The organism is Halapricum desulfuricans (assembly GCF_017094525.1).
GTDB lineage: Archaea > Halobacteriota > Halobacteria > Halobacteriales > Haloarculaceae > Halapricum > Halapricum desulfuricans.
In genome coordinates this window covers 2,289,472-2,313,868 of record NZ_CP064788.1, presented here as the reverse complement: position 1 = coordinate 2,313,868, position 24,397 = coordinate 2,289,472, and the positions used below count along the sequence as shown (strand labels likewise).

Sequence of the window (24,397 nt, the reverse complement as noted above, 5' to 3'; positions counted from 1 at the left end):
CTGTCGAGATCCTACCGGCGCGCGTACCAGTCGTATACAGCCAGTGCAAGCACAGCCACGGCGACTCCCGTCGGGAAGAGCGCCTCTCGCGGCGGCAGGCCGATCTGGCTGACGAGCAGCGCCGCAAGCGCCCCCAGCACGACGATCACTGTCGCGGCCAGCGCGACCGGCGAACCGGCGAGCCGATCGCGTACCGTTCGCAAACGTCCCATACCGTCCTTGAGTCCCCTCCGGAACAAAAATACCGTCCCCAGCTATTTCGACCGGAGCCGCGCAAGGGTCGCGCGACTCAGTCGGTCGAAGTCCGCCGTCTCGGGCACGACATCGACGCCGATCCCGTTCGACTCGGCGGTCCGCTCGGTCGGCGGGCCGATCGCCCCGATGACGGCCTCGTTCAGCCCGTCGATCGCCGCCTCACGGACGCCCCGCTCGGTCGCTGCCTCCAGGAAGTGTTCGACCGTCAGCGACGAGGTAAACAGCGCGGCGTCGAGGTCTCCCGCGGCCGCCAACTCGATCGAGTCACCGGCGTCGTCCGGCCGGACCAGCCGGTAGAGGACGGTCTCGTGGACGTACGCGCCGGCATCGAACAGCCCGTCGACGAGCACGGCACTCCCGTGGTCGCTGCGCGCGAGTTCGACGCGCGCGCCCTCGACCTCGCCGGCGAGTGCCTCGACGAGACCCGCCGACGTGTAGGTCTCGGGGACGACATCGACGTCGAACCCCGCGTCCCGGAGCGCGTCGGCCGTCGTCTCGCCGATCGCACAGACGGTCGCGTCGCCGGGCGTCCAGCCGGCGTCGGCGACGAGATCGACGCCGGTCGTGCTCGTGAAGACGACGGCGTCGGCGTCCAAGCGCGGCGTCGACCCGGCGGGCTCGACCGCGAGCATCGGATCCGCGACCGGCGTCGCGCCGAGCGATTCCAGCAACTCGACAGCCGTCTCGAGGCGCTGATCGTCGGGGCGGAAGACGGCCACGCGCGGGCTCGCCGTCATTCGTCCGTTGCCTCCGCGACGGCCCGCTCTATCAGTTCGGCCGCTCCCTGCTCGCGGAGGTCCTCGGCGAACTCCCGGGCGGCGTCGGGATGGCGGTGGATCGGCAGGTCGCGCGTGGCCGCGACTTCCTCGTTTCCGTCCCGTGCCAGTACCCGCGCCGTGGTCCGGACGGTACTGCCCTGGACCCTCGCGTGGACGCCGATCGGCGCGATACAGCCGCCACCCAGCGTCGCCAGCACGGTCCGCTCGACGGTCGTCGCGACTCGCGTCGGCGGATGGTCGATCGCCCCGTTGATCCGCTCGGCGGTCTCGCCGTCCGGCGCGGTGACCGCGATGGCTCCCTGTCCGGGCGCGGGAACGAACCGGTCGGTATCGAGTTCGACCGTCGAGACGTGGTGATCCAGACCGAGTCGCTCCAGCCCCGCGGCCGCCAGCACGATCGCGTCGTACTCGACTTCCACGTCGCGTTCGAGCGCGCGACGCTCGATCTCGGCCAGGTCGTCGAACCACTCCTCGACCGTCCGATCGTAGGGGTGTTCGTAGTCCTCGTCGTCCGCTCGCTCCTTGCGCTCGCTTTCGGCGTCGCTCCGGTCGGCGTGTTCGCGCTGGAGCGTCGGGGCCAGCAACTTCTCGATCCGCGTGTCGACGTTCCCGCGGAGCGGTTCCACGTTCAGGTCCGGTCGCTCGGCGTGCAACTGCGCTTCGCGCCGGAGGCTGGACGTGCCGACAGTCGCGCTCTCGGGGAGTTCCTCGAGGGCCTTCCCGCCGGGCGTCACCAGCACGTCGCCCGCCGGACCGCGCTCGGGGACGCCCGCGACGACCGTCTCCTCGCCGCCCTCGGTCGGGACGTCCTTCAGCGAGTGGACGGCGGCGTCGGCCTCGCCGTCGAGCACCCGCTCGTCGAGCGCGCGGACGAACGCGCCCGTCTTGCCCAGCCGGTGGATCAATTCGTCGCGGATCTGGTCGCCGGTCGTCTCGACCTCGATCAGTTCGACTGACTGTCGCCGCCCTTCCAGCGTCTCTGCCACCGTGGCCGCCTGTCGAAGCGCGAGATCAGAACCACGTGTCGCAAGCCGGAGCGTACTGTCGCGAGAGCTCATTGTCTGTCTCTCGGCGGTCGGGGGTGAAAAGCCCTCCAGTCTCATACCGGTGGCGATACCATTTCAAAACCAGTTGGCACGACGACGTGCCGAATATCTTCACGAACGTATCGCCACCAGTATCACCACGGCTCGTCTTTCAGCCCCAGATAGTAGGCGACGACGTTCGTCCCGACGTGCAACAGCGGCGTGATCACGAGCACGACCGCGAGCACGGGCACAGTGAACGTCTTTCCGAACCAACTGGGTGCGAGGATTGCGGTCGGGACAAGCGCGCCGACGACGAAGTCCAGCTGGTCGAGCCCCGGGAAGGCCGCACCGCGTTCGCGGCCGCTGCGGCGCTTGACGAACGAGGCGGTGACGTCGCCGACCATTGCCCCGGCCGCGAGCGTGACGGCCGCGACGATCGGGAACTCGGGAACGGAGACGGCGAGCGCGTCCGTCGCCGTCGGTCGGACGGCGTTCAATCCGAGCGCCAGCGCGACGCCGGTCGCGGTCCCGCCGGCGGTCCCGCGCCAGGTCTTGCCGTCCCCGAGCAGGCGACTGTCACCCCACGTCCGCCCGCCGTCGATCGGTCGACCGCCGCCGAACAGGACGGCCGCGTTGTTCGGCACGTACGCGGGTAGCATCGCCCAGAACGCGACGACGACTGTCTCGATGACGTCCATTAGCGGCGGCGTCGTGGCGACCGAACTTAACGGGTGTGGATTGTCGTCGATGGCACGTCGCCGGCCGTACCTGTTCTGCCAGCGGCGGGACCTGTCACCCTGACTGCCGTCGCGGACGGCGATACGTTCGCACGCGGGACGGCGTCGCCGGATAGTTTCATTTCGGTCGTGATACTGGTGGCGATACCATTTCGAACTGATCTGGTACGCCGGTGTGCCGGATATCGTTACGAACGTATCGCCACCAGTATGAGCTCCCCGAGGAGGTTCCCGATACTGACCGGCCTGTGTCTCATCGTCGGCGGGTGTCGGATCCGAAGCCCAGCAGGGCAGCGACAGCGGCGAGTCCAGCGATCAGCAAACGGCCGAACTGGAGAGTCAGGGGACCATTCAAAGCCGGGAGACGGCCGCTCCACCGGGGAATTTAAGTCGTATTATAACGAAAAACCGGTAATGTCATCAATTGAACTGACACCGAGTCAAAAGAACATCCTTCAGGAGCTCGTCAATCTCTACCGCGAGCGCGAGAGCGCGGTCAAAGGGGAGGAGATCGCGGAGAAGGTCGACCGGAACCCGGGGACGATCCGAAACCAGATGCAGAGTCTCAAAGCGCTCCAGCTGGTCGAGGGGGTACCGGGGCCGAAAGGGGGGTACAAGCCGACGGCCAACGCCTACGACGCGTTGCAGATCCAGGAGATGGACCAACCGGCCGAGGTACCCCTGTTCCACATGGGCGAACGAGTCGAACACTCGAACGTCGAGGCGATCAACCTGACCAGCGTCCACCACCCCGAAAAGTGTCGCGCGGAGATCAAGCTCCGGGGCTCGATCAGCGAGTTCAATGAAGGGGACACGGTCACCGTCGGGCCGACGCCACTGTCGAAACTCCAGATCGTCGGGACGATCGACGGAAAGGACGACACGGGCAACAGCCTCATTCTGACGATCGACGACATGCTCGCCCCTGCCGAAGAGCCGGAACACTAGCGGCGCGACTCCGGCAGTGCTCGATACCGGAGGGCGTCTTTCGACGGCGAGACCACGTTCCGCCTCGAGTCGTGTGACTACGTCTGGGTCCGCGACAAACGCGGCGAGCGCGTGCCGGTCGGCGAACCGTAGCCGGCGTCGTGCTCACGTGACCGACTCCACTCGGAGCCGGTGCGCCTCGATGTCTTCGACCAGCGCCCCCCATCCGCCGACCTCGACCGTCCCGGCGTCCGTGTCCAGTTCGAGCGTGACGCGGCCGCCGCGCGCGGTCGGGCCGGCACCGTCGTTCTCGTAGACGACGTCGCGGACGACCCCTTCGACAGATCGTCGCTGGCCGGAGTCGGTATCGGCCCCGTCGACGTGTACGCGGACCCTTTTGCCGTTCTCGAGCAGCGGTTCGAGGTCATCGACGAGATATCGAACGTCGATGTACTCTCCGTTCGCCTGCCCGCTCGAGGCGATCGAATCCCAGACGGTCCACTGGTTCGTCAGGAAAAACCAGTGCAGGACGTAGGCGTGCGTTCGGTCGTCGACGATCAGTCCATACTCGTTCGCCGAATCGGTATGCGGGGCGAAGTACACCTTTGATCGGTCGACGATCGCCACGAACGGCGACGGCAGTTCTCGATGCCGCGCCTCCGTACAGACGGCCGCGACCGATTCCGGGTCCGGAAGCGCCTCGCTGTCCGGCGTCGAGATTACGAGATAGACGCTTGCTCCGTTCTCCCGGGCAGTCCGCAGTGCCGGTCGGAGTTCGCGATACTGCTCGAGACCCACTGAGAGCTGTACCTGCGTGTCGGCCGTTGCGATGGCGTCGGCCGCGCTCTCGACTACCGTCTCGAAACGCGTCACGGCGTTGACGACGGTCTCCTCCATCGGTGGCTCTTCCCAGCGTCGCTCGATCTCTTCGCGTGCGTCGGAGAACAGTTCGGCTCGCTCCCGGAGTTGTTCTTGCAGCCGCTCGTGGTCGTACACCCGTGCCTGCAGCGACTCCTGTTCGTATACCTCGACGTATCCCTCTGACTCGAGCGAGCGCAACACGTCGTATATCCGGGAGTCGGGGACACCGCTTTTTTCCGCGATTTCCGGCACTGTCGCTGCTCCCAGTTCCAGCAGCGCGACGTACGCGCTGGCCTGATATGGGGCGAATCCCGCGGTCTCGAGGCTGGCTTCGAGTTCTGATTCGTTCACGTGTCGATCACGCTCGGTTTGATATCGGAATGTGGCGGTCCGACGGCCCGCAAGCGACGACAGGCGGGGCGCACCTCTCCCGAGACTGCAGTGACAGCAGGCAGATACCGATCGCTCGCTCCGCTCGGGCGTTCGTGCGGAAGGCGGGAGCGGAGACAGCTGCTGTAGCCCGCTCCGAATCGGCCACGTTGGCCGACCGCACCGGAAAATCGGTCCGGCGATCAGGCGAGACTGTGGGCGATCGCCTCTTCGGACGCCGAGTCGAAGAGGTGGGCCTCGTGACGATCGAAGACGACCTCAACGTCCTGACCTTCTTCGACGTCGGTCTGCGGATCGAGGCTGAGTAGCAACTGGCCTTCACCGCGGCCTTCGGCGCTAGTTTCGACGTCCTCCTCCAGCAGCAGATAGGTGAACACTTCGTCACCCATCGGCTCGAGAACGTCTATGTGTGCCTTGATCGTGTCCGAAGGGACGGTCGCCTCTTCGCTATCACGCTTCAGATACACGTCTTCGGGCCGGATCCCGAGCGTCGCATCTTTCCCGGGTGTCGCTCCGACCTCTTCCGGGTCGAACCCGAGGTCGATGAACTCTGAATCGAACCCGTCGTCGGTCACCGAGCCGTGGAAGAAATTCATCGAGGGTGACCCGATGAAGCTGGCGACGAACAGGTTGTCCGGCGCGTTGTAACAGGTCAGCGGTGGATCGACCTGCTGTAAGTGGCCGTTGTCGATGACCGCAATGCGGTCGGACATCGTCATCGCCTGGGCCTGGTCGTGGGTGACGTAGATCACCGTCGTGTCCAGTTCGCGATGCAGCCGCTGGAGTTGGGTGCGCATGTGGATGCGCAGTTCGGCGTCCAGATTCGCCAGCGGCTCGTCCATCAGGAACACGTCCGGCTGTCGAACGATTGCACGGGCGATCGCGACACGCTGTCGCTGTCCGCCGGACATCTCTTCGGGCATTCGGTCCAGCATTCCCTCCAGCTGGACGATTTCCGCGGCGCGATCGACGCGCTTCTCGATCTCGTCCTGATCGTACTTGCGCAGCCGGAGCCCGAAGGAGATGTTGTCGTAGACGTCCATGTGCGGGAACAGCGCGATGTTCTGGAAGACCATCGCGACCCCGCGGTTCTTCGGCGGCAGATTAGTGACGTCACGGTCGCCGATGTAGACTGTTCCTTCCGTCGGCTGGGTCAGTCCGGCAATCGTCTCCATCGTTGTCGACTTCCCGCAACCCGACGGGCCGACGAGCGTCAGAAACTCGCCGTCCCGTACTTCGAGATTCATGTCTTCGACTGCGATCTCGTCTCCGTACGCCTTCGTGATGCTATCTAGTGTGACTGATGCCATTCGATATCACTCCTTGAGTGCTCCTTGGGTGAGTCCGCTGACGATCTTTTCCTGTGCGACGATGACCAGTATCGCCACTGGCAACACGGCCACGATGCTCGCTGCCGCCATGAGGTTGTACAGGATCTCGTACTGTCCCCGGAATGCGAGGACACCTTCGAGCATCGGGGCCCACATCTCCGGCCTGCCGTCCGTCATCAGCGACGAGAAGAAATACTCGTTGTAGACGGTGATGAACGTCAACACGCCAGCGGTCGCGACACCTGGAGCCGACAGGGGCACGATGACCCGGAAGAGCGCGCCGAGGCGGGTCGTCCCCTCGACTCTGGCTGCGTCCTCGAGCCCGTCCGGGATCTGGGAGTAGAACGTCATCAGGATGAAAATCGACAGCGGCAGATACAGCGCTGACACCGGGATGATGATCGCGAAGGGTGTGTTGAACAGCGACCCGTCCGCGAGCAGCGGGCGCAGCACGTCGAAGTTCGTGTTGAACAGCCGGTTCAGCGGCACGAAGAAGGCCGCCGGCGGGAAGAACGACACGATCAGCACAATCAACAGCAGCGGCGTCTTCCCGCGGAACCGGAGCCGACCGAACACGTACCCGGCCAGGCTCGCGACGAACAGCGTGAGCACTGTCGCGACCGACGCGATCAGGAAGCTGTTGAAGACGTACCGGTGGAAGTTGATGTTGTACTGGTCGGACAGTGGCCCGAATATTTCGATGAACGAGCTCGGATCGAATCCGCCCGGCGTGAACGCGCCGACGTCGCCGAGACTTCCGGCCGGGGTGATCGCCACCATGAGCAGCCAGAAGAACGGGTACAGCGTCGTCACGAGGAAGAAAATCGTCGCGATGTAGAACGCTGCCTTGTAGGCGCGGTCCGGGTTGGAGATCATCTTGGCGGCCCAGGCCTCGACGACGCCGCGGTCGAGGTCGGGCTCTTCGGACTGCTCCTGTGCTGCGATGTCCGGATGTTCGGGTTCTTCCTCGCTCATGTCACACCAGCCTCCGAGTCACGCAAGCCGATCAGATAGACGATCACGACCAGCCCGATCGTGATCGCCGTCAGGAACGCGACGGCCGAGGCAGAGCCCCACCGTCGGGTTTGATTGAGTGCCGTGATGACCAGACAACTCATCGATGGAACGGTCTGACAGCCGGCTGTCGCGTCGATCAGCCCGTAAATGCGCATCGCGTCCATCGTACGGAACAACATTGCGACCAGCAGCGGCGACGCGATCAGCGGCATCGTGATGTACTTGAACCGCTGCCACGGCGACGCGCCCGTGACTTTCGCGACGTCGTACAGCTGGCGGTCGATACTCTGCAGCCCTGCCAGGATGAGCAGGGCCATGAACGCCGAGGTCTTCCAGATGTCTGCGACGAGCACAATGATGAACGAATTGCTCGTGTTCTGCAGCGGATTCGATTCAAACACGCCGATCGAATTCAAGAACTCCGTCCCGAACCCGATCTGCGGGCTGAATATCAGGTAGAAGATCATCGCCTGGATGACGATCGGGATCGCGTAGGGGATGATGATCGCGACGCGAACCCAGCGTCGACCGCGGAACTCCTGATCGAGGATCAGCGCCTGCCCGAACCCGATCAGCGTCTCGAACAGCACGCTGATGATCGCAAACGCGAGCGTGACGAACAGCGCCTGCTGGAGGATCGGCGTCTCCATCGAGAGGTCCAGGAACTGCTGTGGTAACGACGCATTGCCGGTCAGCAGATCCTGGTAGTGGCCGAACCCGATGAACTCCCCGAACGGTTCGGCGGAGCGAATCGCGTCCGCCCGCAGCGAGAACTGGAACGTCCGTACCAGCGGGAAGAACGCGACGACCGCCAGCAGGAGGAACGCAGGGGCTAACAGCACGTACGCGAACACCGCGTCGCCCCTGGTCTCGAGCCAGTTGAGCGGCCGCATGAGCAGCGGTGTGCTCGCCTCTTCAGTCTCTGAACTCACAGTTCAGACACCCTGGTTTAGTACTCTTCGGTGCCTTCGAGACGTCCCTCAAGATCTGACATGGCCTTCTCGGGGGACTTCTCGTTGCGGTACCCGGCGTGGACCTCTTCGGCGATGAGCGGTTCCTGGTCGGGGTACACTGCCGTCACCGGGCGCGCGACCGTGTTCTCGGCTGCGACGGCCATCGTATCGAGGAAGTTCCCGATCGGACCGACGTTGTCGGGGTTCGCACTCTCGGTGACGGCCGGGTCCGGCGGCAGGTTGCCGACGTCCTCCAGAATGGTCAGCATCACGTCCTCGTTGGCAAAGGCCTCCAGTACCTGAACGGCCTGATCCTGCTGCTCGGTGTTGGGGTTGATCGTGAGGTGCCAGCCGCCGAGCGCGTGGCTCGATCCGCCGGTGCCCTCGTAGTTGCCCTCGCCCTCTTCGACGGCGTAGGGCAGCGGCATCGTCCCGTACATGCTCTCGTCGACCGGGGATTCGTCGTCACCGAACGTTGACGCGATCGCGTACGGCCAGTTGCGCATGAAGGCGGCATCGCCGCCCGTGAACGGACTACGTGCGTCCTCTTCGGTCATCCCGAAGATGTCCGTGTTCGTGATCTTCTGGTAATCCGGGTGGGCGTTCGTGGCGTCCGGGCCCTCGGCGAACGACCGCATCATCCGGATCGTGTTGTGGACCGGTTCCTCGTTGACCGTGATCGGTCGGTCGCCGATCGGGCCGAAGAGGTTGTCGTGGTCACCGAAGTACGCGCCGCCCCACGAGGTCATGGTCTCGCTGAACGTACAGCAGGCCAGCCCGACGTACTCGTCGGCCTGTGTGGTGAAGCCGTACTCGAGTTCGTCCTCGTTCTGGTCCCAGACGTCGGCGGCGATCTCCGAGAAGCGCTGCCAGGTCATCGGCTCGGTCGCCCAGTTCTCACCCTCGGGATCGTAGCCCGCATCCTCGACGAGGTCCTTCCGGTAGTGCATCACCGGGTAGTCGGGGAACAGCGGGAGGCCGTAGAGGTCCCCCGTCTCGGGGTCGCTCGCCGTCTGGACCGCCGAGCTCAGGTAGTCGTTCTGGACGTAATCAAGCGTGTCCTGAGACATCTCGTCGCTCAGGTTGACCAGCTGGTCGCGGACGATGAACGGGATCGTCCACCCCGAGTCCATCATGAACACGTCCGGATCGCCCCGACCGGCGTCCAGCGCCGAGACGAACTGGGTCTGGCGCTCGCCCGACTCGAAGTCACCCGCCCGGATCGTGACGTCGATATCCTCGCTGAGTCCGGCGTCGTACAGCGCGTCAACGACCGAGTCTTCCGCGTCTTTGTACTCCTGATCGGCAGTGATCACGACCTCGTTCTCGCCGCCGCCGCCACCGCCACAGCCCGCGAGCGTCATTGCGACGCCTGCCGCGCCGGTCGCTTCGATGAACCGCCGTCGCGATACTCCGGATCGCTCACCGCTGTCTGAACTACCGTTCATTACAGGTGTTGTTATTGAGTACCTCCTATATAGTTGTTTTGTTAATCATAGTTATACGTGGGGTCGATACCGGCCCAGCAACAGCTGGTGCGGCCCACGAACGAACGGCCGATCGCCGTGACGACGCTCCAATTTAACTATTTTTCATCCAATACCATATAATTTCGTGTGGCGTGACGCGTCGCGCGGGACGGGCACGCGCTGTCTGGGCCGACCCTGCAAGAGTTAAACCACTGGCTCGTCAAGGGGCTGGCAACCGTGACAGAGACAGCAGTCGTACGCGCTCCGTGGAGCGCGTGGTAGCATGGCAGGTACTCGCGAGTGGCTCGAACGAACTTTTTTCGGCGGCGCGGAGCTTTCAGTCCTCTCGACGCCGAGCTTCGCCGTCGTCGTCTTCGCCCAGGCGCTGTATCCCGACGCGGTCCCGCTGGCCGGGTTGACCGCGATCGCCGCGGGGAGCGTCGCTCTCGGGGCGTTCAGAGAGGGCTCACCGTCGGTCGGCGAGTGGCCGCGGCGCTCGGAGTTGTTCTCAGCACCGCTGCGCGTGGCGTATTTCAGCGTGGTGTTCTTCCTCGCGTCGATGGGCGTCGGTTACGTGGCCAACGCTACCGACATGCTCCTGCTCACGCCCCTTGGCGGCGTCGTTCAGGTCGTCGGTCTGGCGGCGTTTCCCACCGTCTACCACGCCGTGCACGGCGAACCAGTAAATAAACCCGCACAACGGCTGTGATTACATATGAGTGAATTCACGCTTCTCGATAGACTACGGCAGCCCGAGTACACCGGCGAGAACCGCTGTCGACCGTGTACCGTCGTTAATCTCGGCATCATCGCCGTGGCCGGAGTTGCGGTCGCGGTCTGGAGCGCACTCGCGGCCGCCGTCGTCGTCGCCGTCGGGCTCGTCGCGCTCGCGCTCCGTGGCTATGTCGTACCCGGAACGCCGCGGTTCGCTCCGCGTCTCGTCGAACCGCTCCCGTTCGATTTCGGACACACTGATCCGCTGCGCGAAACCGACACGCTTTCCGACGCGGGCGACGACGCTGCGGAGGCGGATCCGCAGGCGGTCCTCGAATCGCTCGTCGTCGCGGGCGTCGTCGAGGACGACGGCGAACAGCTGTTCCTGAACGACGCCTTCCGTGAGGCCTGGACCGATCGCATGGCGACGTTGCGGAGCGCCGACGAGTCGGCGTTTCTCGACCGGATCGAAGCCGCGTCTCCGGCGGATATCGAAGCGCAACTCCACAACGACCACGTGCTCCTGGCCGGCGGTCGGGACGTCTGGCTGCGTCCCAGCGTCGCGATCGCCGAAACCGCCGCGGTCGAGACGCTCGCGGAGTGGGACTTGCCCGCAGAAACGCGGCCGCTCGCCACCCAGCCCCTTCGAACCTTCCTGCGGACCTGTCCAGTCTGTGGCGGCCCCGTGAGCGAGACGACGTGCCGGGACTGCTGTGGCGGGTCGGGGTCCGTCCACGAAAGCCCGGACCAACCCGTCCTGGCCTGTGAAGACTGCGGGGCGGCCGTCGCTGAGTTGTAGCTGTTTTCACTCGTCTGTCGTCTGACGCCGGACCCGAACCGATCCGTCGGCCCCGACACAGACGAGCAAGTCTGTCCGGACCTGTCGACCGACCACGGCGTCGCCGGCCTCCTCCGCGATCGTGTTGAGCAGTTCGGGAGCCGTGTGCGGGACCTTGACATCGGCGTCGTCACAGGCGTCGAACACGTCTGTGGGGACGTCGTAGAGGTCGGCTCCGGCTCCGACCTCAACCTGAACGGGCGAGGTGAGCGCTTCCGCAACGGCAACCGTGTCCCGGGCCTTGCGGACGTTCTCGCGTGCGCTCGATTCGATGCTCGCGACGTTCGCTCGCGAGGTCCCGAACCGGTCGGCGATCTCCGACTGGGTGAGCCCCCGCTCGCGCAGCGCCAGTACCTCGGCCTGCCGGCGGGTCAGAATCGACTCTTCGGGGTCGAATCCCGCACGGTCGAGGATCGCGTCTGCGTCGGGCTCGGTCACGGTTGGGCCTAGCTCCCCCAGAAGTTGTCTCGACTGCCCAGTCGCGGTCCCTCGTCCTGTTCGGATTCCGGACTGTCGCTCTCCGCGTCTGTGTCCGAGTCGGGCTGGTCGTCCATCGGCAGCCGCTCGAGTTCTCTGGCCTTCGCGTGGTTCGAATGGACGTTCGTGATCTTCACGCGAGCGCGGGCGTCGGGCAGGATACCGTCGACGAGGACGATGAACCCGTCGTCGGTCCGGCCGACGCCGGCACCGCTCTCGTGGATGTCTTCGACGTCGACGACGACCTCTTCGCCGACGGTGACTGGCTTGGACTGCAGGTCTTCGATCGGCTGGTTGTAGTGGTTGCACCACTCGGCGCCGCCGCGGTCACCGTAGTGTTGACACCCCATCCCGGAGATACGCTCGGTGAATTCGGGGCAGTCGTCCGCGAGTGGACAGTCCGGCATCGTATCTGCGGTTACGCGGGACAGAAGTAAACGCTTGCGGCTTCACGCCGCCCGTTACGTGCCGGTTTCGACTACGGCTTTTCGCCGCACCGCTTGGCGTCCGCGGACAAGACGACGAAACCGTCGGTCTCGAGCCGCTCAGCGACGGGGTCGGTAAGTCGTTCGTGCTCCGGCGCGGGGTAATCAAGCCAGCCACCGTCGCTGTGGGCTCGCCCCTCTATCTCGCCGACGACGTTGTGCAAGAGGACGTGCGTGATCGTCGCGACGCGCAGCGAGACGTTCCCCTCGTAGTCCGCGAATCGGGTCCCGTCGACGACTGACGCGTAGCCGGGCGTCTCGGCGTAGCCGATCGGTCCTTCCTCGCCGGCGGTGCCCAGCGTGACCTGCCGGTACGTGCAGGAGCGATCGCCCAGCCGCTCTCTCGTGTAGAACTGCCCGACGTCGGTGTCGTCGGTGATCGACACAGACCGATCGAGGTCCCCGCCGTGGTCGCCGCTATCGACGATGTGAAGCGAGATCCCGCTCGATCCGTCGGGGTTCTCGATCGGCATGGATGCCCAGACAGACCGTAGTTGCTCCCGTTCGGCGTCGCTGAGTCGCGAGACCCCGTCGCCGTACTCGAGTTGGACGTACAGGTCCAGCCGTTCGGGGTCGGCGTCCTGGAGCGGGGCCCCGTCCGGCGTCCGTCCGGCCCGCTCCCACTCGTCCGCGAGTCCGTCACCGTCTGTGTCTGCCAGCGACTGACCGCGAGGACTCTCGGTCCCGTTGCCACGCTCGACCGTGTCTCCCACGAAGCGGTCTTCGATCTCGGTGTTGACCTCGCCTTCTCGGATGTCCTCGACGATGCCCGCCATGCCCGTGTCCTCGGTCAGTGCCGCGCCGAACCACGGCAGCACGACCGCGAGTCCGACGAACAGCACCGCGACGGACGCGATCATGAACGCCAGCCCCGCCGTCGAAGGCGAATCGGGTCGGAGCCGCTTGACCGCGCTCGCGACCCGGGAGCCGACGACACCGACCGAGGTGAGCAGGCGAACGAGTCCGGCCAGAAGCAACAGCGATACGAGGGCAAAGACCGCGAGGGCCGCCCCGAGAAGCAGCCACTCGGGCGCTTCGAGGCGCACCCCGTGCCACTGTGCCCCGACGAACTCGCCGGCCGCGCCGAGGAGCCGAAAGGGCGTTCCCGAGAGTGTCATCACGAGCACGGCCACGACGACCGTCGCGACAGTCCTCCGATCCGGTCGCGGCATGTGCCACGGCTATTTCGGTGAGTCGGTAATAACTCTGTCCGCCGTTCGGCGTCGAATCGGTGACAGATCGAAGGTGGCTCGGTGAGAAGGGGTCGTCACACGGGGCTCGGTGGGGGTAACTGCTCGTCATCGCCACCGTCTTCGAGTAAGACGGTCGTCGTGTAAAAACTCGTTTGTTGGAGTGCACAGTCTTCTGCCGTGTCGAAGCCAAAAGCAGTGCGATTGGCTGATCGCTATTCAATTATACTACTCGATTGAATTCTCCTATTGTAGCAGTTTCTCTCCCATCCAATTCAATATTTTTGCTGAGTTTTTTAATCGAGGGTCGACTACTGACTGGTAATGAGAGACGGATCGGACCTTCCCGCAGACGCGCCCGGCCAGTACATGCCACTCCGGGCTGACGAACCGCTCCCGAAGGCATATTTCCCGGACAAGCTTCCGCCGTCGTTGGAACTTACAGATGCCGTCATCGATGAGGTATCGAGAGCGATGTGGGCGCTCGGACGGCTCGAAGGGCTCGGAAGTGAAGTCGACAACCCCGGTGCCGTGTTCAGTTCGTTCGTGTACAAGGAGGCCGAACAGTCCTCGCAAGTCGAGGGCACTGCCGTCACCGTCTCCGATCTCTATCGCTACGATGTGGACGAACTGGAGATCCGACAGACGGTCGAAAGCGATCACGAGGCCGATGTCAGGGAGGCGCGGAACTACATCAGAGCGCTCGACGATGCGATTTCGTTCCTCCAGACCGCAGGTGTCGAACGGGAAAGTATCACGACGGAACTCGTCACGTCCCTCCACGAACAACTACTGATCAGAGGTCGTTCGAAAGGCGAAGACCCACTCCCAGGTGAGTTCCGTCCGGGGTACGCTGTCATCGAGGAGCAAGCCTCCCAGACTCTCGGGAAACAGATCCGATTCGTCCCGCCGAAGCCGGATTCAGTACCGCGGTTGATGGACGATCTCGAACGATTCATCCAGCGGGGTTCCCACTGGCCAACCCTGATCGATATCGCGGTCGCACACTACCAATTCGAGACGATACACCCTTTCAAGGACGGCAACGGACGAGTCGGTCGACTGCTCGTCGTCCTCATGCTCGTCTCGAGTGGACTGCTTCACTATCCGATGCTCTATCTGAGTTCGTACATCGAACGCTATCGGACGGAGTACGCCGACCGACTGCTGGCCGTCAGTGAAGAGGGCGCGTGGGACGAGTGGCTACAGTTCTTTTTACGGGGCATCCGTGAGCAGGCCGAAGAGGCATTTGTCCGGGCGAGACTGCTCGTAGACACGCGTCAGGAGTACGAGCGGCGCTACACCGACACAGCGAAGTCAGTCCGTCGGTTGTCGCTCGCACTGTTCGAAGACCCTTACTTCACGGTCCGAGAGGCGAGTGAGCGGATCGGCGTCGTTTACCAGACTGCCAACAATGCCGTAGGCGAACTCGAAGCCGATGGCGTCGTCGAAGAGATTACCGGTAACGAACAAAACCGCGTGTTCCGAGCGGCAGAAATCATGGATATCGTCGAGCAACCCGCGAATACGCTTCCGGATCCCGACGAACTCGTCGATCTTGAGCAAGCGTGGAAGCTTCCCGAACGATAGGTACTCAAACGCAGTTTTTCACCAGAAATCGTTACAGTACTCACTCTCAGTGGGCGAAACCGTTCGTTATCGCCACAAGCACGACATGACGTCCTTCGCGCCGCGGCTCAAAAGGGATCCGTTCCGACGCGGGGCGACGATCGCGCCTAGACGTCACACGTCCAGTAAGAGACGGAGGCAAGCCGATCGCCGAACGGCAGCGAGCCCAGCGTGGTGTCGATCTTGCGGAACGCCGACGCGGTACTGTTGGGGATCTGCCGGTAGAAGCCGTATGGCAGGACGAAATCGTGTTCGTCGCCGACCAGTTCCAGTCCGACCTCCTCGAGCAGTCGATCGACTTCCCACCGCGAGTACAGTCGCGATCCCATCGGGAGCGCCCAGTTGTAGATCGACCGCGTCGAGAACCGGTTGAACGTATCGAAAAAGACCACATCACGCGAGACACGGCGCATCTCTCGCAGAAACGCCGCAGGCGTGTCGGCGAGGTGGAAAAACCGCATCGCGATGACGGCGTCGAAGTGATCGTCGGGGAACGGCAGGCGACCCGCGTCGCCGCGCATGAACTCCAGGTGATCGGCGACGCCGGCGGCCCGGGCCTTCTTGCGGCCCTGCTTCAACATCGGCCCCGAGATGTCCAGTCCGACGATGTCCGCCCCGCGCTCGGCCAGCATGACGGTGAACCGGCCGGTCCCGCAGGCGATCTCCAGGATCTCGCTGTCCTCGACCGGTCCGATCGCGTCCAGCACGGCCTGTTTCTCCCGCCGGTCGATCAGGCGGCCACCGCGCGAGAAGCGCTTCTCCTCGTACTCCTCGGCGATGTCGTCGGCCTGGTACCACTCCTGTCCTTTCACGGTATCCGGATTGTCCTCGGCGTAGGAATAAAACGATACTGATACGGACTGCCGTGTCGACGGCTCCCCTCTGCCGCGGCCGATCCCGCGACTGCCATGGCCACCCGGACGACCCACCTCGCAGCAGCCTGCGTCCGTTCCGGGCCATGACACTAATATACCTTATATAGATAGTATTCTTTCCACACACATATAGACAAGTTTTACCACCGGTGGTCGCCGAGTGGCGGGTATGAGTACGACTACCGAAGGGGTCCAGCCCGAACTGAGTTTTGCCGACAGCGCCGTCCGCGACCGACTCAAGGAGCTCCCGCCGAGCGCGAAGCTCGTCGCGAAGGTACTGGAGGGGAGCCGCCCGCTCTCGCAGGGCGAACTCGCCGAGCAGTCGCTGTTGCCAGACCGCACGGTTCGATACGCGCTGAACCGCCTCGACGAGGCCGACCTCGTCGGCTCGCGGTACAGCTTCCGGGACGCCCGCAAGCAGGTGTACTTCCTCTCCGATCAGCGGTAGGCGGCGTCCAGCGCGATGCTTTTGTGCGCCGATGCGCTCGCTTTCGACATGGAGAGTCTCGAGGCCGAACTGGCCCGCGCGCGGGAGCTCGACGTGGACGTGCTGGCCGACGCGATCGAGTCGATCGGCTTCGAGTGTACGCGCTGTGGCGGCTGCTGTACGGCGGAAGTGCCCGATGGCGAACGGACAGACCCCGAATCGGTCGAGCCACATACGGCGACGGTGTTTCCCGACGAGATCCGCCGGCTGCAGGCAGGCGCGTACGACTTCCGGGACGTCGCCCGACCGATGCCGTACGGCCTGACCGACGGCGAGGACGGCCTCGAGGGCGAAACGTTCGAGTGGGCCCTACAGACCGACGACTGCGGCGACTGCACCTTCTACCGGGAGGAAAACGGGACCGGGACGTGCACCGTCCACGAGGACCGACCACTGATCTGTCAGACCTACCCGTTCAGCGTTGCACTCGGCGGCACGAACCAGCCGATGGGCGACGTCGTCGACAGTCGCGGACCGGTTCAGGCACACGAGTGTGAGGGGCTCGGACGCGACATCCCCCGGGCGGACGCCGAGGCGCTCGCGGAGACGCTCAAGGAACGAGCGATCCGGGAGCTCGAGGAGGCCATCGCCGTCAGAGACCGGTACGTCCCGGTCGACAGCGACGACGTCGTCGTCTACGACTCGGAAGGGCCGAAGCGGATCGACGGGACGGCCTACGAACCCGGCGACCGAGCGACTGACACGCGACAGTGACGGTTCGTATCTGCCGGCAGTTTCTTAATCAAGGGGGCCAATCACCCGAACGGTGGTTTACCCTTGGAGATCTCAGATAAACTCCTGTGTCTGTTCAGTGCGGACGTATCAGCCGAGGACGACCGATACGTGATCGAAGTACCGCGTCGCGAGATCGAGACCGGTTCGGTCGACCCGGACGGGACCTACCGCGTCGCGTTGATCGCCGGCGAAGACGACGAGGAAACCGAGTCGGCGAGCGGTAGCACTCCCTCGGAGCCCCAGCCGCCGGTCGAGAACGGAGAGATCCGGTACGTCGAGATCGAGGACCTCGGCAAACAGGGCGACGGGATCGCCCGCGTCGAGCGCGGCTACGTCATCATCGTACCCGGTGCCGAGGTCGGCGACCGCGTCAAGGTCGAGATCTCGGAAGTCAAGTCCAACTTCGCTGTCGGCGAGATTATCGAAGAAGACATCTGAACGATCGGTTTCGCACCCGTTGGTGTAGCCTGGTCGATCACTCGAGTTCGCCTTCGTCGGTCGGTGATTCCGGCTCGACGGTGTCGCGGTCGACGAGTATCCGGACTTTCCGGATGCGCGTGTCCTCCACCTCTTCGGCCCGCAGCGTCACGTTCTCGTAGTCGAACTCCTCGCCTTGCTCGACGAGGCGGCCCACCCGGTTGAACATGAAGCCCGCGATGGTCTCGAACTCCTCGCCTTCCGGGAGGACGATGTCGAGGGCCTCGTTGACCTCGTGGATGTTGACCGAACCGTCCACCAGGACGGCATCGTCGTCGACGAACTCGATCGGGTGCTCCTCGTCACCGGTCAGTATCTCGCCGACGATCTCTTCGAGCACGTCCTCCAGCGTGACGAGGCCCTCGGTGGCGCCGAACTCGTCGATGACGACGACCATGTGCATCCGGTTTTCGCGCATCTCCGTGAGGAGGTCGTCGACGTTCTTGGATTCGGGGACGTGGAGCGTCGGGTTGAGGACGTCCGCCACCTCGAGGTCCGCGAAGTCGTCGTAGTCGGACGCATCGAGGTCGCGAATGTCGAAGATGCCGACCACGTTGTCCAGCGAGTCCGCGTAGACCGGCAGCCGGGCGTGACCGGACTGGATACAGCTTTTGATCGCCTCCTCGACGCTCGCGTCTTTGGCGACCGTGGCCATGTCGAGGCGGGGCGTCATCACTTCTTTGGCGGTGGCGTCGGTGAATCGCAGCGTCCGCTGGAGTATCTGACGTTCCTCCTCGTCGAGGACTCCATCGCGTTCGCCCGTCTTGATCATATTACGGATCTCCTCACGGCTGACGTACGTCGATTCGATGGATGGACTACTGCCACCGACGATCCTGTTCACGACCGACGTCAGATGGTAGAACAGGGTGATGAGCGGCCACAGTACTTTCTCGACGACCTTCAGTCCCCGGGCGACGCGCCGTGCGTGCAATTCGGTGTTCTCGACGGCGTAGGACTTCGGCGCGGTCTCGCCGAAGACGAGGACCATCGACGTAATCCCGAGCGACGAGACGATGACCGCGGTTCCAGCGTCGAAGTAGAAGCCGACGATGGTCGTCGAGACCGAGGACATCGTGATGTTGACCATGTTGTTCCCCACGAGGATCGTCACGAGCAAGCGGTGCGGGTCTTCTTTGAGGGTTTTGACCGCATTCGCCCCGAGCAGCCCCTGTTCGACCATCGCGTCGATCTGATGGGACGGCAGGGAGAACAGCGCGATCTCCGACGACGAGAAGAACCCCGACCCCATCAGGAGCAGCAGGATCAGACCGATACCGATCACGGTGACTGTCGTCTGTCCCAGTTCGACGCCGACGACTGGTACGGTGTACTGCAGGAAGGTAGCTTCCGATGCCGCTGTGAGCAGGGGTGACCACATACCCATGCCTATTGCGTGAAGAAGAAAGTATGTCGTGATAACGGAGCGATTTCACCAGAATATTTCACTCGACGAACTCGATATTCGTATCGCAGACCGGACACTGTTCGACGCCGTCGGCGTGTTCGAGCTCGGCCTCGGTGCCTGTCCATCCACACTCGGGACACATCACTGGCTCGGTCATCGCCGGCGTCGTTGGTCTCCTAGACACAAGAAACGCGGCGGTCTCGCACGGATCGTCCCCGCCCGCCCTTTCATGACCATCCCCGACGACGTGCCGGTGTTCATCGACCCGCGCGGCCCATCTCGCGCTCGGACGGGCCTACGAGGAGACCGTCGGCGAGGACAGCGAGCGCAACGACTCGGCCATTCACATGGACATGATCGTCGACATGAGCGAGGCGTCCCGGATCGAAGTCGACGGCGAACCCGTCCAGCGAAACGGGACGTTCGTCTTTGAGGTGTGACGCGGCGAACTGCCTACTCGACAGTGACGCTCTTTGCCAGGTTGCGCGGCTTGTCGATCGATCGGTTCAGCAGTGCCGCCGTGTGGTAGGCGACGAGTTGCAACTGGACGTTCGAAAGGACCGCCGCTGTCCGCGGATGAGTCTCGGGAATTCGCAGGACGTGGTCGGCGTATCGTTCGACGTCGCTCTGGCCGTCAGTGACCGCGACCACCGGCGCGTTGCGGGCTTCGATCTCTTTGACGTTGCCGATGGTCTTTTGGGCCAGTTCGCCGTCACCGGTGACCATCGCGAACACGGGCGTCTGGTCGGTCACCAGCGCGAGCGGGCCGTGTTTGAGTTCGCCCGCGGCGAAGCCCTCGGCGTGTTTGTACGTGATCTCTTTCAGCTTCAGCGCGCCTTCCAGCGCGACCGGGTAGTTCAGCTCGCGCCCGATGAAGAAGTACGCGTCCGATTCCACGTAGGTCTCGGCGACTTCGCGGGCGGCCGATGCGTCGAGCACTTCCTGTACCTGACCCGGGAGGTCCCGCAGCGCGCTGATAATCTCGCGAGCGCCGTCGGTGCTGGTCATGCCCAGCGCGAGCAGGTTCAGCGAGGCCAGCTGCGAGGCGAACGTCTTGGTCGCGGCGACTCCGATCTCCGGGCCGGCACGGATGTAGAAGACGTGGTCGGACTCCCGGGCCACGGTCGAGCCGACGACGTTGGTCACGCCCAGCGTGCGCGCGCCACGACGCTGTGCCTCCCGGAGCGCCGAGAGCGTGTCGGCGGTCTCCCCGCTCTGGGTGACGCCGATCACGAGCGCGTCGCCGATCGGCGGCGGCGAGGTGGCGAATTCGCTGGCCCTGAACGCCTGTGCGGGGATCCCGGCCTGTCGGAACAGCTCTGCACCGTACAGTGCCGCGTGGTAGGAGGTTCCACAGGCGACAAACTGGACGCCCCGCGGGTTGAGGTCCGCAAGCTCGCCGACGTCGACCGAGCCGCCGAGTTCGTCGACCCGTTCGGAGAGGCTCTGCCGGAGCGACCGAGGCTGTTCGTGAATCTCCTTGAGCATGTAGTGGTCGTAGCCGCTCTTGCCCGTCTCCTCGGGATCCCAGTCGACGGTGTCGACCCGCTTCTCGACGGGTTCGCCCGCGAGCGTCGTGACGCGCCAGCCGTCGGCCCCGAGCACCGCGAACTCGCCGTCGTCGAGGTAGACGACCCGGTCCGTGTGGTCGCGGAACGCGGGCACGTCGCTCGCCAGGTAGTAGGCACTGCCTCGCTGCTCGCCACCGTCCGAGGCGGCCGCCTCGTCGTCGAGACCGAGTACCAGCGGCGAGTCGTTGCGCGCCGCGAAGATCCGCTCGACGCCGGCGATCACGACCGCGACGGCGTAGCTCCCCTCGAGTCGGTCGAGGGCCGCTCTGACCGCGGCCTCGGGGTCGGCACCGCCCCGAAGCTGTTCCTCGACGAGGTGTGGAACCACTTCGGTGTCCGTATCTGACCGGAACGTGTGGCCCGCCGAGACCAGTTCGTCGCGGAGTTGCTGGTAGTTCTCGATGATCCCGTTGTGGACGACTGCGACGTCGCCCGAGCAGTCCTGATGGGGATGGGCGTTCTCGTCGGTCGGCGGGCCGTGCGTACTCCAGCGCGTGTGCCCGATCCCGACGCTGCCGCCGATCGATCGCCCCTCCAGTGCAGCCCGAAGCTCGTCGATCTCGCCGGCCTGCTTGCAGATGTCGACCGACTCGTCGGCCAGCGCCACGCCTGCGGAGTCGTACCCGCGGTATTCGAGTTTCGAGAGCCCGTGGACGAGCACGTCAAGCGTGTCGTCGTCGCGACCGACGGCACCGATGATCCCGCACATCAGCGACGCACCTCCACGCTCTCGCGAACCTGTCCGTCGACCGTCACGCCGGTGTCGAGATGGGCGTTCGGTCCGACGAGTGATCCGGGCGCGAACCCGACGTTACCCTCGGCTCTGACCCGGTCCGCGATCACGGCCCCCAGTGTCTCGTCCTCGAAGATTTCGTTGCCGACCCGGACGTCGGCCGGGCCGCCGGAGACGACGGACCCCGGACCGAGTCGGACGTTCTGGCCGGTGACCGTATCCAGCAGCGTCGAGCCGACTTCGACGCGCGTGTCCACGTCCAGCACGGTGTTCGAGACTGTCGCGTTCGCACCGATCGTGACGTTGCGCCCGAGCGCGCTGTGGGGGCCGACGACGGCACCGGGACCGATCTCACAGTCCGGGCCGATCACGACCGGCGGCTGGAGCGTCGCGTCCTCGTGGACGATCGCCGTCTCGTCGACCCAGACGCGATCGTCGCGTTCGGGTTCGTCAGCCAGTCCGTGCCTGAGAGTCTCCGACGCGACGACGAGCAGGTCCCACGGATAGGAGGCGTCGACCCACAGGCCGTCGGTCTCGACGCCCCGGACTCGTCGCCGTTCGAGTTCGCGCGCCAGCGTGTCCGTCAGTGCGAGTTCGCCGTCCGTTCGGGGCGTCTCGTCGACTGCCTCGAAGATGTCGTCGTCGAAGGCGTAGATACCGGCGTTGATCAACCGGTACTCGTCGGTCTGCGGTTTCTCGATGATCTCCTGAATGAACTCCCCCTGGAGAGTGACTGCCCCGTACTGGCGGGCGTCCGGCCCCTCCAGTACCGCCAGCGTCGGCTCGCCGTCCCCGCGATCGAAGGCGGCACAGACGTCCTCAACGAGCGTCGCGTCGATGAGACCGTCCCCGTTGACGACGAGCATCGATCCCTCGACGTGTTCGCGTGCCTGCAACAGCGCGTGACCCGTCCCGAGTTGCTTGTCCTGGCGGGCGTAGGTGATCGGAACGTCACGATACGTCGGCCCGAAGTGATCCTGCACGCGGTCGCGCTTGTACCCGACGACGATGACGATCTGTCTCGCTCCCGCATCGACGAGCGCGTCGAGTACGTGCTCGAGGATCGGACGGTTCGCAGCGGGCAGCATCGGCTTGGGGCGGTTGCGCGTGAGCGGCCGCAACCGCGTCCCTTCGCCGGCGGCCAGCACGACGGCGGTATCGACCATACTGGTCCAACAGAGACGCGTCCCCTTAACATTCCGGACTGTCGGGTGACCGTGACGAAGATACAAGTTCGTCCGGGTCCGAACGGAAGTCGATGGACCGATCACAGCTCGTGACAGGTGGGTTGCTCCTGGTCGCGATCGTCCTCGTCCCCGGGCTCGCCAAGTACGCGCTGACCCAGATCGGCTACGGGACGCTCGGCACGGTGATCTGGTACGGGGGCTACGGCGCTGGCGTCCTGCTCGTCTGGGCGCTGTGGCTCCGTCCACTGGACATCGTCGGCCCGAACGACCCCAGCCGCCCCGGGGAGTGACTAGGAAGTCTCGGCTGTGACTCGTCTGCTCAAATCTCGATGCCGCATGCGTCGCTCGCGAGTTTGCGAGCGACAGAAGTGCGCTGGCCGAGATTTGAACTCGGGTTAGGACCGTGGCAGGGTCCTGTGATACCACTACACCACCAGCGCGCATATCGGTTGCCCGTCGGTCGGGCGTTCGTCAGTTCGCGTTTGGAGAAACCGCCGAGAGGAATAAAAGGCTTCCGAATCGGTCGCAGGCTGGCGGTCCCGATACTGAAACGCGCCGTCGGCACGTATGCTCACCGCTCAGGATGGACGGGCCCGTCGAATCCGCCTCGGACCAGCGGCTTCGCAATGTGTCGTCTCGCAACCGGCGGGACCTCGTACCACCCGACCTCAAGATCGCGGTCGATCGGCCGCCGGACTTTCCCGTCGGCGCTCGTCCCGCATTCTCGACACCGATAGCCCTGTCCCCGACCGGCGCTCTCCATCGATCGACCACACTCCGGACAGTCCGGCGTCGTCAGTTCGGTCTTGCGGAGATCGCGCACAGCGAACTTCTCGAGTTTGAGCGTCCCGTCGCTGACTTCACCACAGACCGTCAGTTCGTCGCCGGTTCTGAGCGCGCGCACCCGGTCGCGGAAACGCTTGGTCGGCTCGAAGGCGGCACACTCCAGTCGCTGTTCGCCGTCACCGATCGTCAGGAACACGTGCCCGCCGGGACGGGTCTCCGGCCCGTCGACGACCGTCCCGTCGACACAGTAGGCGCGTCCGTCTGTCGCTTCTTCGATCGTCGCCGGCGCGAGATGGGCATCGGTCCCCTGGTTGGTCACGAACAGCCGACGGCGTGCGACCGGTTCGCTCTCGATACGGTCGGCCACCGACTCGACGACCTTCGGGTCGTCGCCCCGGATTCCGTAGAGGATCGGACACGGCGTATGCGGGACACAGACAGCCTGTCCCTCGACTCGATCGACGGTGTCCCAGGCGTCGGGGTAGGCGTCGTCGGCGGCCGCGAACACCGACTCACGGTCGACCTCGCGTTCGGTCCCCCACCGGTCGCGCTCGCGGTAGCTGATCGACTCGTAGGTCCACTCTCCGAACGCGCGCCAGGCCCCGACCACCGCCAGCGCGCCGATCAGCCCGCGACCGTTCCCGCGCGACAGCGTGGCGAAGTCGTGGCGCTCGATCAGTTCGCGGGCGTCCGCGATGTCGTGACGCGTCCGGATCGCTGCGCGGGCAAACTCGGCTACAGCCCCGGGCACGGCGTCCGGATTGGTCCCGGCGACGACGGCGCCCGGATTGGTCCGCGGATCGTCGGTTTCGGCCAGTCCGATCTCCGCATTGACAGCTTCGAGTGCGCGATCCGGGTCAGCGTCGGTATGGACCGCCAGCGCGGCGTTACCCCGCGTCTTGTGCTCGATCGCGGGGTTCAGCCGAACGAGTACCGTCCGCTCGACGGCGTCGCCGCCCGATCGCAGTCGCTCGGCGAGCCGGGCGGCGACGTACGTCGTACACATTCCCCGCGTTCGGGAGTCGGTATCGTCCAGACCGACGACAGTCACGGTCGGT

At 64.7% G+C, this 24,397-nt stretch carries 25 protein-coding genes, 1 tRNA gene and 1 pseudogene; 9 read left to right on the top strand and 18 right to left on the bottom strand.

Annotated features, from left to right (window positions below):
- Nucleotides 1-11: 11 nt before the first annotated feature.
- The 4 genes from HSR122_RS11905 to HSR122_RS11890 all read right to left on the bottom strand — a co-directional run bounded on the left by HSR122_RS11905 (nucleotide 12) and on the right by HSR122_RS11890 (nucleotide 2,760).
- Nucleotides 12-212, bottom strand: a complete 201-nt coding sequence (locus HSR122_RS11905; RefSeq protein WP_229110024.1) for a hypothetical protein — start codon at nucleotides 210-212, stop codon at nucleotides 12-14.
- Nucleotides 213-254: 42 nt separating this feature from the next.
- Nucleotides 255-992, bottom strand: coding sequence for a uroporphyrinogen-III synthase (locus tag HSR122_RS11900; protein ID WP_229110023.1), 738 nt, complete (start codon nucleotides 990-992; stop codon nucleotides 255-257).
- The gene (gene hemC, locus HSR122_RS11895; RefSeq protein WP_229110022.1) at nucleotides 989-2,092 is read right to left on the bottom strand and encodes a hydroxymethylbilane synthase; all 1,104 of its coding nucleotides are present in this window, start codon (nucleotides 2,090-2,092) and stop codon (nucleotides 989-991) included. The genes HSR122_RS11900 and hemC overlap by 4 nt, the downstream gene beginning before the upstream one ends.
- A 122-nt stretch (nucleotides 2,093-2,214) precedes the next feature.
- The gene (locus tag HSR122_RS11890; RefSeq protein WP_229110021.1) at nucleotides 2,215-2,760 is read right to left on the bottom strand and encodes a CDP-2,3-bis-(O-geranylgeranyl)-sn-glycerol synthase; all 546 of its coding nucleotides are present in this window, start codon (nucleotides 2,758-2,760) and stop codon (nucleotides 2,215-2,217) included.
- A gap of 453 nt (nucleotides 2,761-3,213) precedes the next feature.
- Between HSR122_RS11890 and HSR122_RS11885 the strand changes: the two genes are divergently transcribed.
- Nucleotides 3,214-3,747 (top strand): Rrf2 family transcriptional regulator, encoded by a 534-nt coding sequence (locus tag HSR122_RS11885; protein WP_229110020.1) that lies wholly within the window; start codon nucleotides 3,214-3,216, stop codon nucleotides 3,745-3,747.
- Between the two features lie 144 nt (nucleotides 3,748-3,891).
- Here the strand turns inward: HSR122_RS11885 and HSR122_RS11880 are convergent, their stop codons facing one another.
- From HSR122_RS11880 to HSR122_RS11860, 5 genes are all read right to left on the bottom strand, one after another.
- Complete coding sequence (locus HSR122_RS11880) at nucleotides 3,892-4,938, bottom strand: TrmB family transcriptional regulator (RefSeq protein WP_229110019.1); 1,047 nt, start codon at nucleotides 4,936-4,938, stop codon at nucleotides 3,892-3,894.
- A gap of 221 nt (nucleotides 4,939-5,159) precedes the next feature.
- The gene (locus tag HSR122_RS11875; RefSeq protein WP_229110018.1) at nucleotides 5,160-6,287 is read right to left on the bottom strand and encodes an ABC transporter ATP-binding protein; all 1,128 of its coding nucleotides are present in this window, start codon (nucleotides 6,285-6,287) and stop codon (nucleotides 5,160-5,162) included.
- 6 nt (nucleotides 6,288-6,293) lie between these two features.
- Complete coding sequence (locus HSR122_RS11870) at nucleotides 6,294-7,283, bottom strand: carbohydrate ABC transporter permease (RefSeq protein WP_229110017.1); 990 nt, start codon at nucleotides 7,281-7,283, stop codon at nucleotides 6,294-6,296.
- Complete coding sequence (locus tag HSR122_RS11865; protein ID WP_394355567.1) at nucleotides 7,280-8,218, bottom strand: carbohydrate ABC transporter permease; 939 nt, start codon at nucleotides 8,216-8,218, stop codon at nucleotides 7,280-7,282. The genes HSR122_RS11870 and HSR122_RS11865 overlap by 4 nt, the downstream gene beginning before the upstream one ends.
- Nucleotides 8,219-8,274: 56 nt before the next feature.
- Nucleotides 8,275-9,726: an extracellular solute-binding protein gene (locus tag HSR122_RS11860; RefSeq protein WP_229110015.1), complete on the bottom strand. Its 1,452-nt coding sequence runs from the start codon at nucleotides 9,724-9,726 to the stop codon at nucleotides 8,275-8,277.
- A gap of 304 nt (nucleotides 9,727-10,030) precedes the next feature.
- Between HSR122_RS11860 and HSR122_RS11855 the strand changes: the two genes are divergently transcribed.
- A complete protein-coding gene (locus HSR122_RS11855; protein WP_229110014.1) occupies nucleotides 10,031-10,456 on the top strand; it encodes a hypothetical protein in 426 nt (141 codons plus the stop codon).
- Nucleotides 10,457-10,462: 6 nt separating this feature from the next.
- Nucleotides 10,463-11,260: a hypothetical protein gene (locus HSR122_RS11850; RefSeq protein WP_229110013.1), complete on the top strand. Its 798-nt coding sequence runs from the start codon at nucleotides 10,463-10,465 to the stop codon at nucleotides 11,258-11,260.
- 6 nt (nucleotides 11,261-11,266) lie between these two features.
- On the opposite strand, the gene HSR122_RS11845 is transcribed toward HSR122_RS11850, so the two are convergent.
- The 3 genes from HSR122_RS11845 to HSR122_RS11835 all read right to left on the bottom strand — a co-directional run bounded on the left by HSR122_RS11845 (nucleotide 11,267) and on the right by HSR122_RS11835 (nucleotide 13,433).
- A complete protein-coding gene (locus HSR122_RS11845) occupies nucleotides 11,267-11,737 on the bottom strand; it encodes a Tfx family DNA-binding protein (protein ID WP_229110012.1) in 471 nt (156 codons plus the stop codon).
- 8 nt (nucleotides 11,738-11,745) lie between these two features.
- Nucleotides 11,746-12,183 (bottom strand): TRAM domain-containing protein, encoded by a 438-nt coding sequence (locus HSR122_RS11840; RefSeq protein ID WP_229110011.1) that lies wholly within the window; start codon nucleotides 12,181-12,183, stop codon nucleotides 11,746-11,748.
- A 71-nt stretch (nucleotides 12,184-12,254) separates the two neighbouring features.
- On the bottom strand, nucleotides 12,255-13,433 hold the full coding sequence (locus tag HSR122_RS11835; RefSeq protein WP_229110010.1) for a hypothetical protein: 1,179 nt from the start codon (nucleotides 13,431-13,433) through the stop codon (nucleotides 12,255-12,257).
- Between the two features lie 342 nt (nucleotides 13,434-13,775).
- On the opposite strand from HSR122_RS11835, the gene HSR122_RS11830 reads away from it, so the two are divergent.
- Nucleotides 13,776-15,041, top strand: coding sequence for a Fic family protein (locus tag HSR122_RS11830; protein WP_229110009.1), 1,266 nt, complete (start codon nucleotides 13,776-13,778; stop codon nucleotides 15,039-15,041).
- A gap of 146 nt (nucleotides 15,042-15,187) precedes the next feature.
- On the opposite strand, the gene HSR122_RS11825 is transcribed toward HSR122_RS11830, so the two are convergent.
- The gene (locus tag HSR122_RS11825) at nucleotides 15,188-15,892 is read right to left on the bottom strand and encodes a class I SAM-dependent methyltransferase (protein ID WP_229110008.1); all 705 of its coding nucleotides are present in this window, start codon (nucleotides 15,890-15,892) and stop codon (nucleotides 15,188-15,190) included.
- A gap of 232 nt (nucleotides 15,893-16,124) precedes the next feature.
- Here HSR122_RS11825 and HSR122_RS11820 point away from each other — a divergent pair, with 232 nt between their 5' ends.
- The 3 genes from HSR122_RS11820 to HSR122_RS11810 all read left to right on the top strand — a co-directional run bounded on the left by HSR122_RS11820 (nucleotide 16,125) and on the right by HSR122_RS11810 (nucleotide 17,615).
- Nucleotides 16,125-16,403 carry a helix-turn-helix domain-containing protein gene (locus HSR122_RS11820; protein ID WP_229110007.1) on the top strand — a complete coding sequence of 93 codons (279 nt, stop codon included), beginning with the start codon at nucleotides 16,125-16,127 and terminating at the stop codon, nucleotides 16,401-16,403.
- Between the two features lie 48 nt (nucleotides 16,404-16,451).
- Nucleotides 16,452-17,156, top strand: a complete 705-nt coding sequence (locus tag HSR122_RS11815; RefSeq protein WP_229110006.1) for a YkgJ family cysteine cluster protein — start codon at nucleotides 16,452-16,454, stop codon at nucleotides 17,154-17,156.
- Nucleotides 17,157-17,219: 63 nt separating this feature from the next.
- Entirely contained in the window at nucleotides 17,220-17,615 is a 396-nt protein-coding gene (locus tag HSR122_RS11810) for a TRAM domain-containing protein (protein WP_229110005.1), read from the top strand.
- 37 nt (nucleotides 17,616-17,652) lie between these two features.
- Here HSR122_RS11810 and HSR122_RS11805 read toward each other — a convergent pair whose 3' ends face one another.
- Nucleotides 17,653-19,035 carry a hemolysin family protein gene (locus HSR122_RS11805; protein WP_229110004.1) on the bottom strand — a complete coding sequence of 461 codons (1,383 nt, stop codon included), beginning with the start codon at nucleotides 19,033-19,035 and terminating at the stop codon, nucleotides 17,653-17,655.
- Between the two features lie 302 nt (nucleotides 19,036-19,337).
- On the opposite strand from HSR122_RS11805, the pseudogene HSR122_RS11800 reads away from it, so the two are divergent.
- Nucleotides 19,338-19,502: pseudogene (locus HSR122_RS11800) on the top strand (aminopeptidase); the annotation flags it as partial.
- 13 nt (nucleotides 19,503-19,515) lie between these two features.
- Here HSR122_RS11800 and glmS read toward each other — a convergent pair.
- Nucleotides 19,516-21,342: a glutamine--fructose-6-phosphate transaminase (isomerizing) gene (gene glmS / locus HSR122_RS11795; protein ID WP_229110003.1), complete on the bottom strand. Its 1,827-nt coding sequence runs from the start codon at nucleotides 21,340-21,342 to the stop codon at nucleotides 19,516-19,518.
- Entirely contained in the window at nucleotides 21,342-22,532 is a 1,191-nt protein-coding gene (gene glmU, locus HSR122_RS11790) for a bifunctional sugar-1-phosphate nucleotidylyltransferase/acetyltransferase (RefSeq protein WP_229110002.1), read from the bottom strand. The genes glmS and glmU overlap by 1 nt, the downstream gene beginning before the upstream one ends.
- 92 nt (nucleotides 22,533-22,624) lie before the next feature.
- On the opposite strand from glmU, the gene HSR122_RS11785 reads away from it, so the two are divergent.
- Nucleotides 22,625-22,843 carry a hypothetical protein gene (locus HSR122_RS11785; protein ID WP_229110001.1) on the top strand — a complete coding sequence of 73 codons (219 nt, stop codon included), beginning with the start codon at nucleotides 22,625-22,627 and terminating at the stop codon, nucleotides 22,841-22,843.
- Between the two features lie 79 nt (nucleotides 22,844-22,922).
- On the opposite strand, the gene HSR122_RS11780 is transcribed toward HSR122_RS11785, so the two are convergent.
- Together HSR122_RS11780 and HSR122_RS11775 are read right to left on the bottom strand one after the other, a co-directional pair.
- Nucleotides 22,923-22,993, bottom strand: a tRNA-Gly gene (locus HSR122_RS11780).
- 131 nt (nucleotides 22,994-23,124) lie between these two features.
- Entirely contained in the window at nucleotides 23,125-24,390 is a 1,266-nt protein-coding gene (locus tag HSR122_RS11775; RefSeq protein WP_229110000.1) for a tRNA(Ile)(2)-agmatinylcytidine synthase, read from the bottom strand.
- Between the last annotated feature and the right edge of the window lie 7 nt (nucleotides 24,391-24,397).

What these genes read in the sequence shown, in the direction of transcription:
- HSR122_RS11905 (WP_229110024.1), bottom strand. Translation starts at nt 212, where the DNA reads ATGGGACGTTTGCGAACGGTACGCGATCGGCTCGCCGGTTCGCCGGTC.
- HSR122_RS11900 (WP_229110023.1), bottom strand. Translation starts at nt 992, where the DNA reads ATGACGGCGAGCCCGCGCGTGGCCGTCTTCCGCCCCGACGATCAGCGC.
- hemC (WP_229110022.1), bottom strand. Translation starts at nt 2,092, where the DNA reads ATGAGCTCTCGCGACAGTACGCTCCGGCTTGCGACACGTGGTTCTGAT.
- HSR122_RS11890 (WP_229110021.1), bottom strand. Translation starts at nt 2,760, where the DNA reads ATGGACGTCATCGAGACAGTCGTCGTCGCGTTCTGGGCGATGCTACCC.
- HSR122_RS11885 (WP_229110020.1), top strand. Translation starts at nt 3,214, where the DNA reads ATGTCATCAATTGAACTGACACCGAGTCAAAAGAACATCCTTCAGGAG.
- HSR122_RS11875 (WP_229110018.1), bottom strand. Translation starts at nt 6,287, where the DNA reads ATGGCATCAGTCACACTAGATAGCATCACGAAGGCGTACGGAGACGAG.
- HSR122_RS11870 (WP_229110017.1), bottom strand. Translation starts at nt 7,283, where the DNA reads ATGAGCGAGGAAGAACCCGAACATCCGGACATCGCAGCACAGGAGCAG.
- HSR122_RS11865 (WP_394355567.1), bottom strand. Translation starts at nt 8,218, where the DNA reads ATGCGGCCGCTCAACTGGCTCGAGACCAGGGGCGACGCGGTGTTCGCG.
- HSR122_RS11860 (WP_229110015.1), bottom strand. Translation starts at nt 9,726, where the DNA reads ATGAACGGTAGTTCAGACAGCGGTGAGCGATCCGGAGTATCGCGACGG.
- HSR122_RS11855 (WP_229110014.1), top strand. Translation starts at nt 10,031, where the DNA reads ATGGCAGGTACTCGCGAGTGGCTCGAACGAACTTTTTTCGGCGGCGCG.
- HSR122_RS11850 (WP_229110013.1), top strand. Translation starts at nt 10,463, where the DNA reads ATGAGTGAATTCACGCTTCTCGATAGACTACGGCAGCCCGAGTACACC.
- HSR122_RS11840 (WP_229110011.1), bottom strand. Translation starts at nt 12,183, where the DNA reads ATGCCGGACTGTCCACTCGCGGACGACTGCCCCGAATTCACCGAGCGT.
- HSR122_RS11835 (WP_229110010.1), bottom strand. Translation starts at nt 13,433, where the DNA reads ATGCCGCGACCGGATCGGAGGACTGTCGCGACGGTCGTCGTGGCCGTG.
- HSR122_RS11830 (WP_229110009.1), top strand. Translation starts at nt 13,776, where the DNA reads ATGAGAGACGGATCGGACCTTCCCGCAGACGCGCCCGGCCAGTACATG.
- HSR122_RS11820 (WP_229110007.1), top strand. Translation starts at nt 16,125, where the DNA reads ATGAGTACGACTACCGAAGGGGTCCAGCCCGAACTGAGTTTTGCCGAC.
- HSR122_RS11815 (WP_229110006.1), top strand. Translation starts at nt 16,452, where the DNA reads ATGGAGAGTCTCGAGGCCGAACTGGCCCGCGCGCGGGAGCTCGACGTG.
- HSR122_RS11805 (WP_229110004.1), bottom strand. Translation starts at nt 19,035, where the DNA reads ATGTGGTCACCCCTGCTCACAGCGGCATCGGAAGCTACCTTCCTGCAG.
- glmS (WP_229110003.1), bottom strand. Translation starts at nt 21,342, where the DNA reads ATGTGCGGGATCATCGGTGCCGTCGGTCGCGACGACGACACGCTTGAC.
- glmU (WP_229110002.1), bottom strand. Translation starts at nt 22,532, where the DNA reads ATGGTCGATACCGCCGTCGTGCTGGCCGCCGGCGAAGGGACGCGGTTG.
- HSR122_RS11785 (WP_229110001.1), top strand. Translation starts at nt 22,625, where the DNA reads ATGGACCGATCACAGCTCGTGACAGGTGGGTTGCTCCTGGTCGCGATC.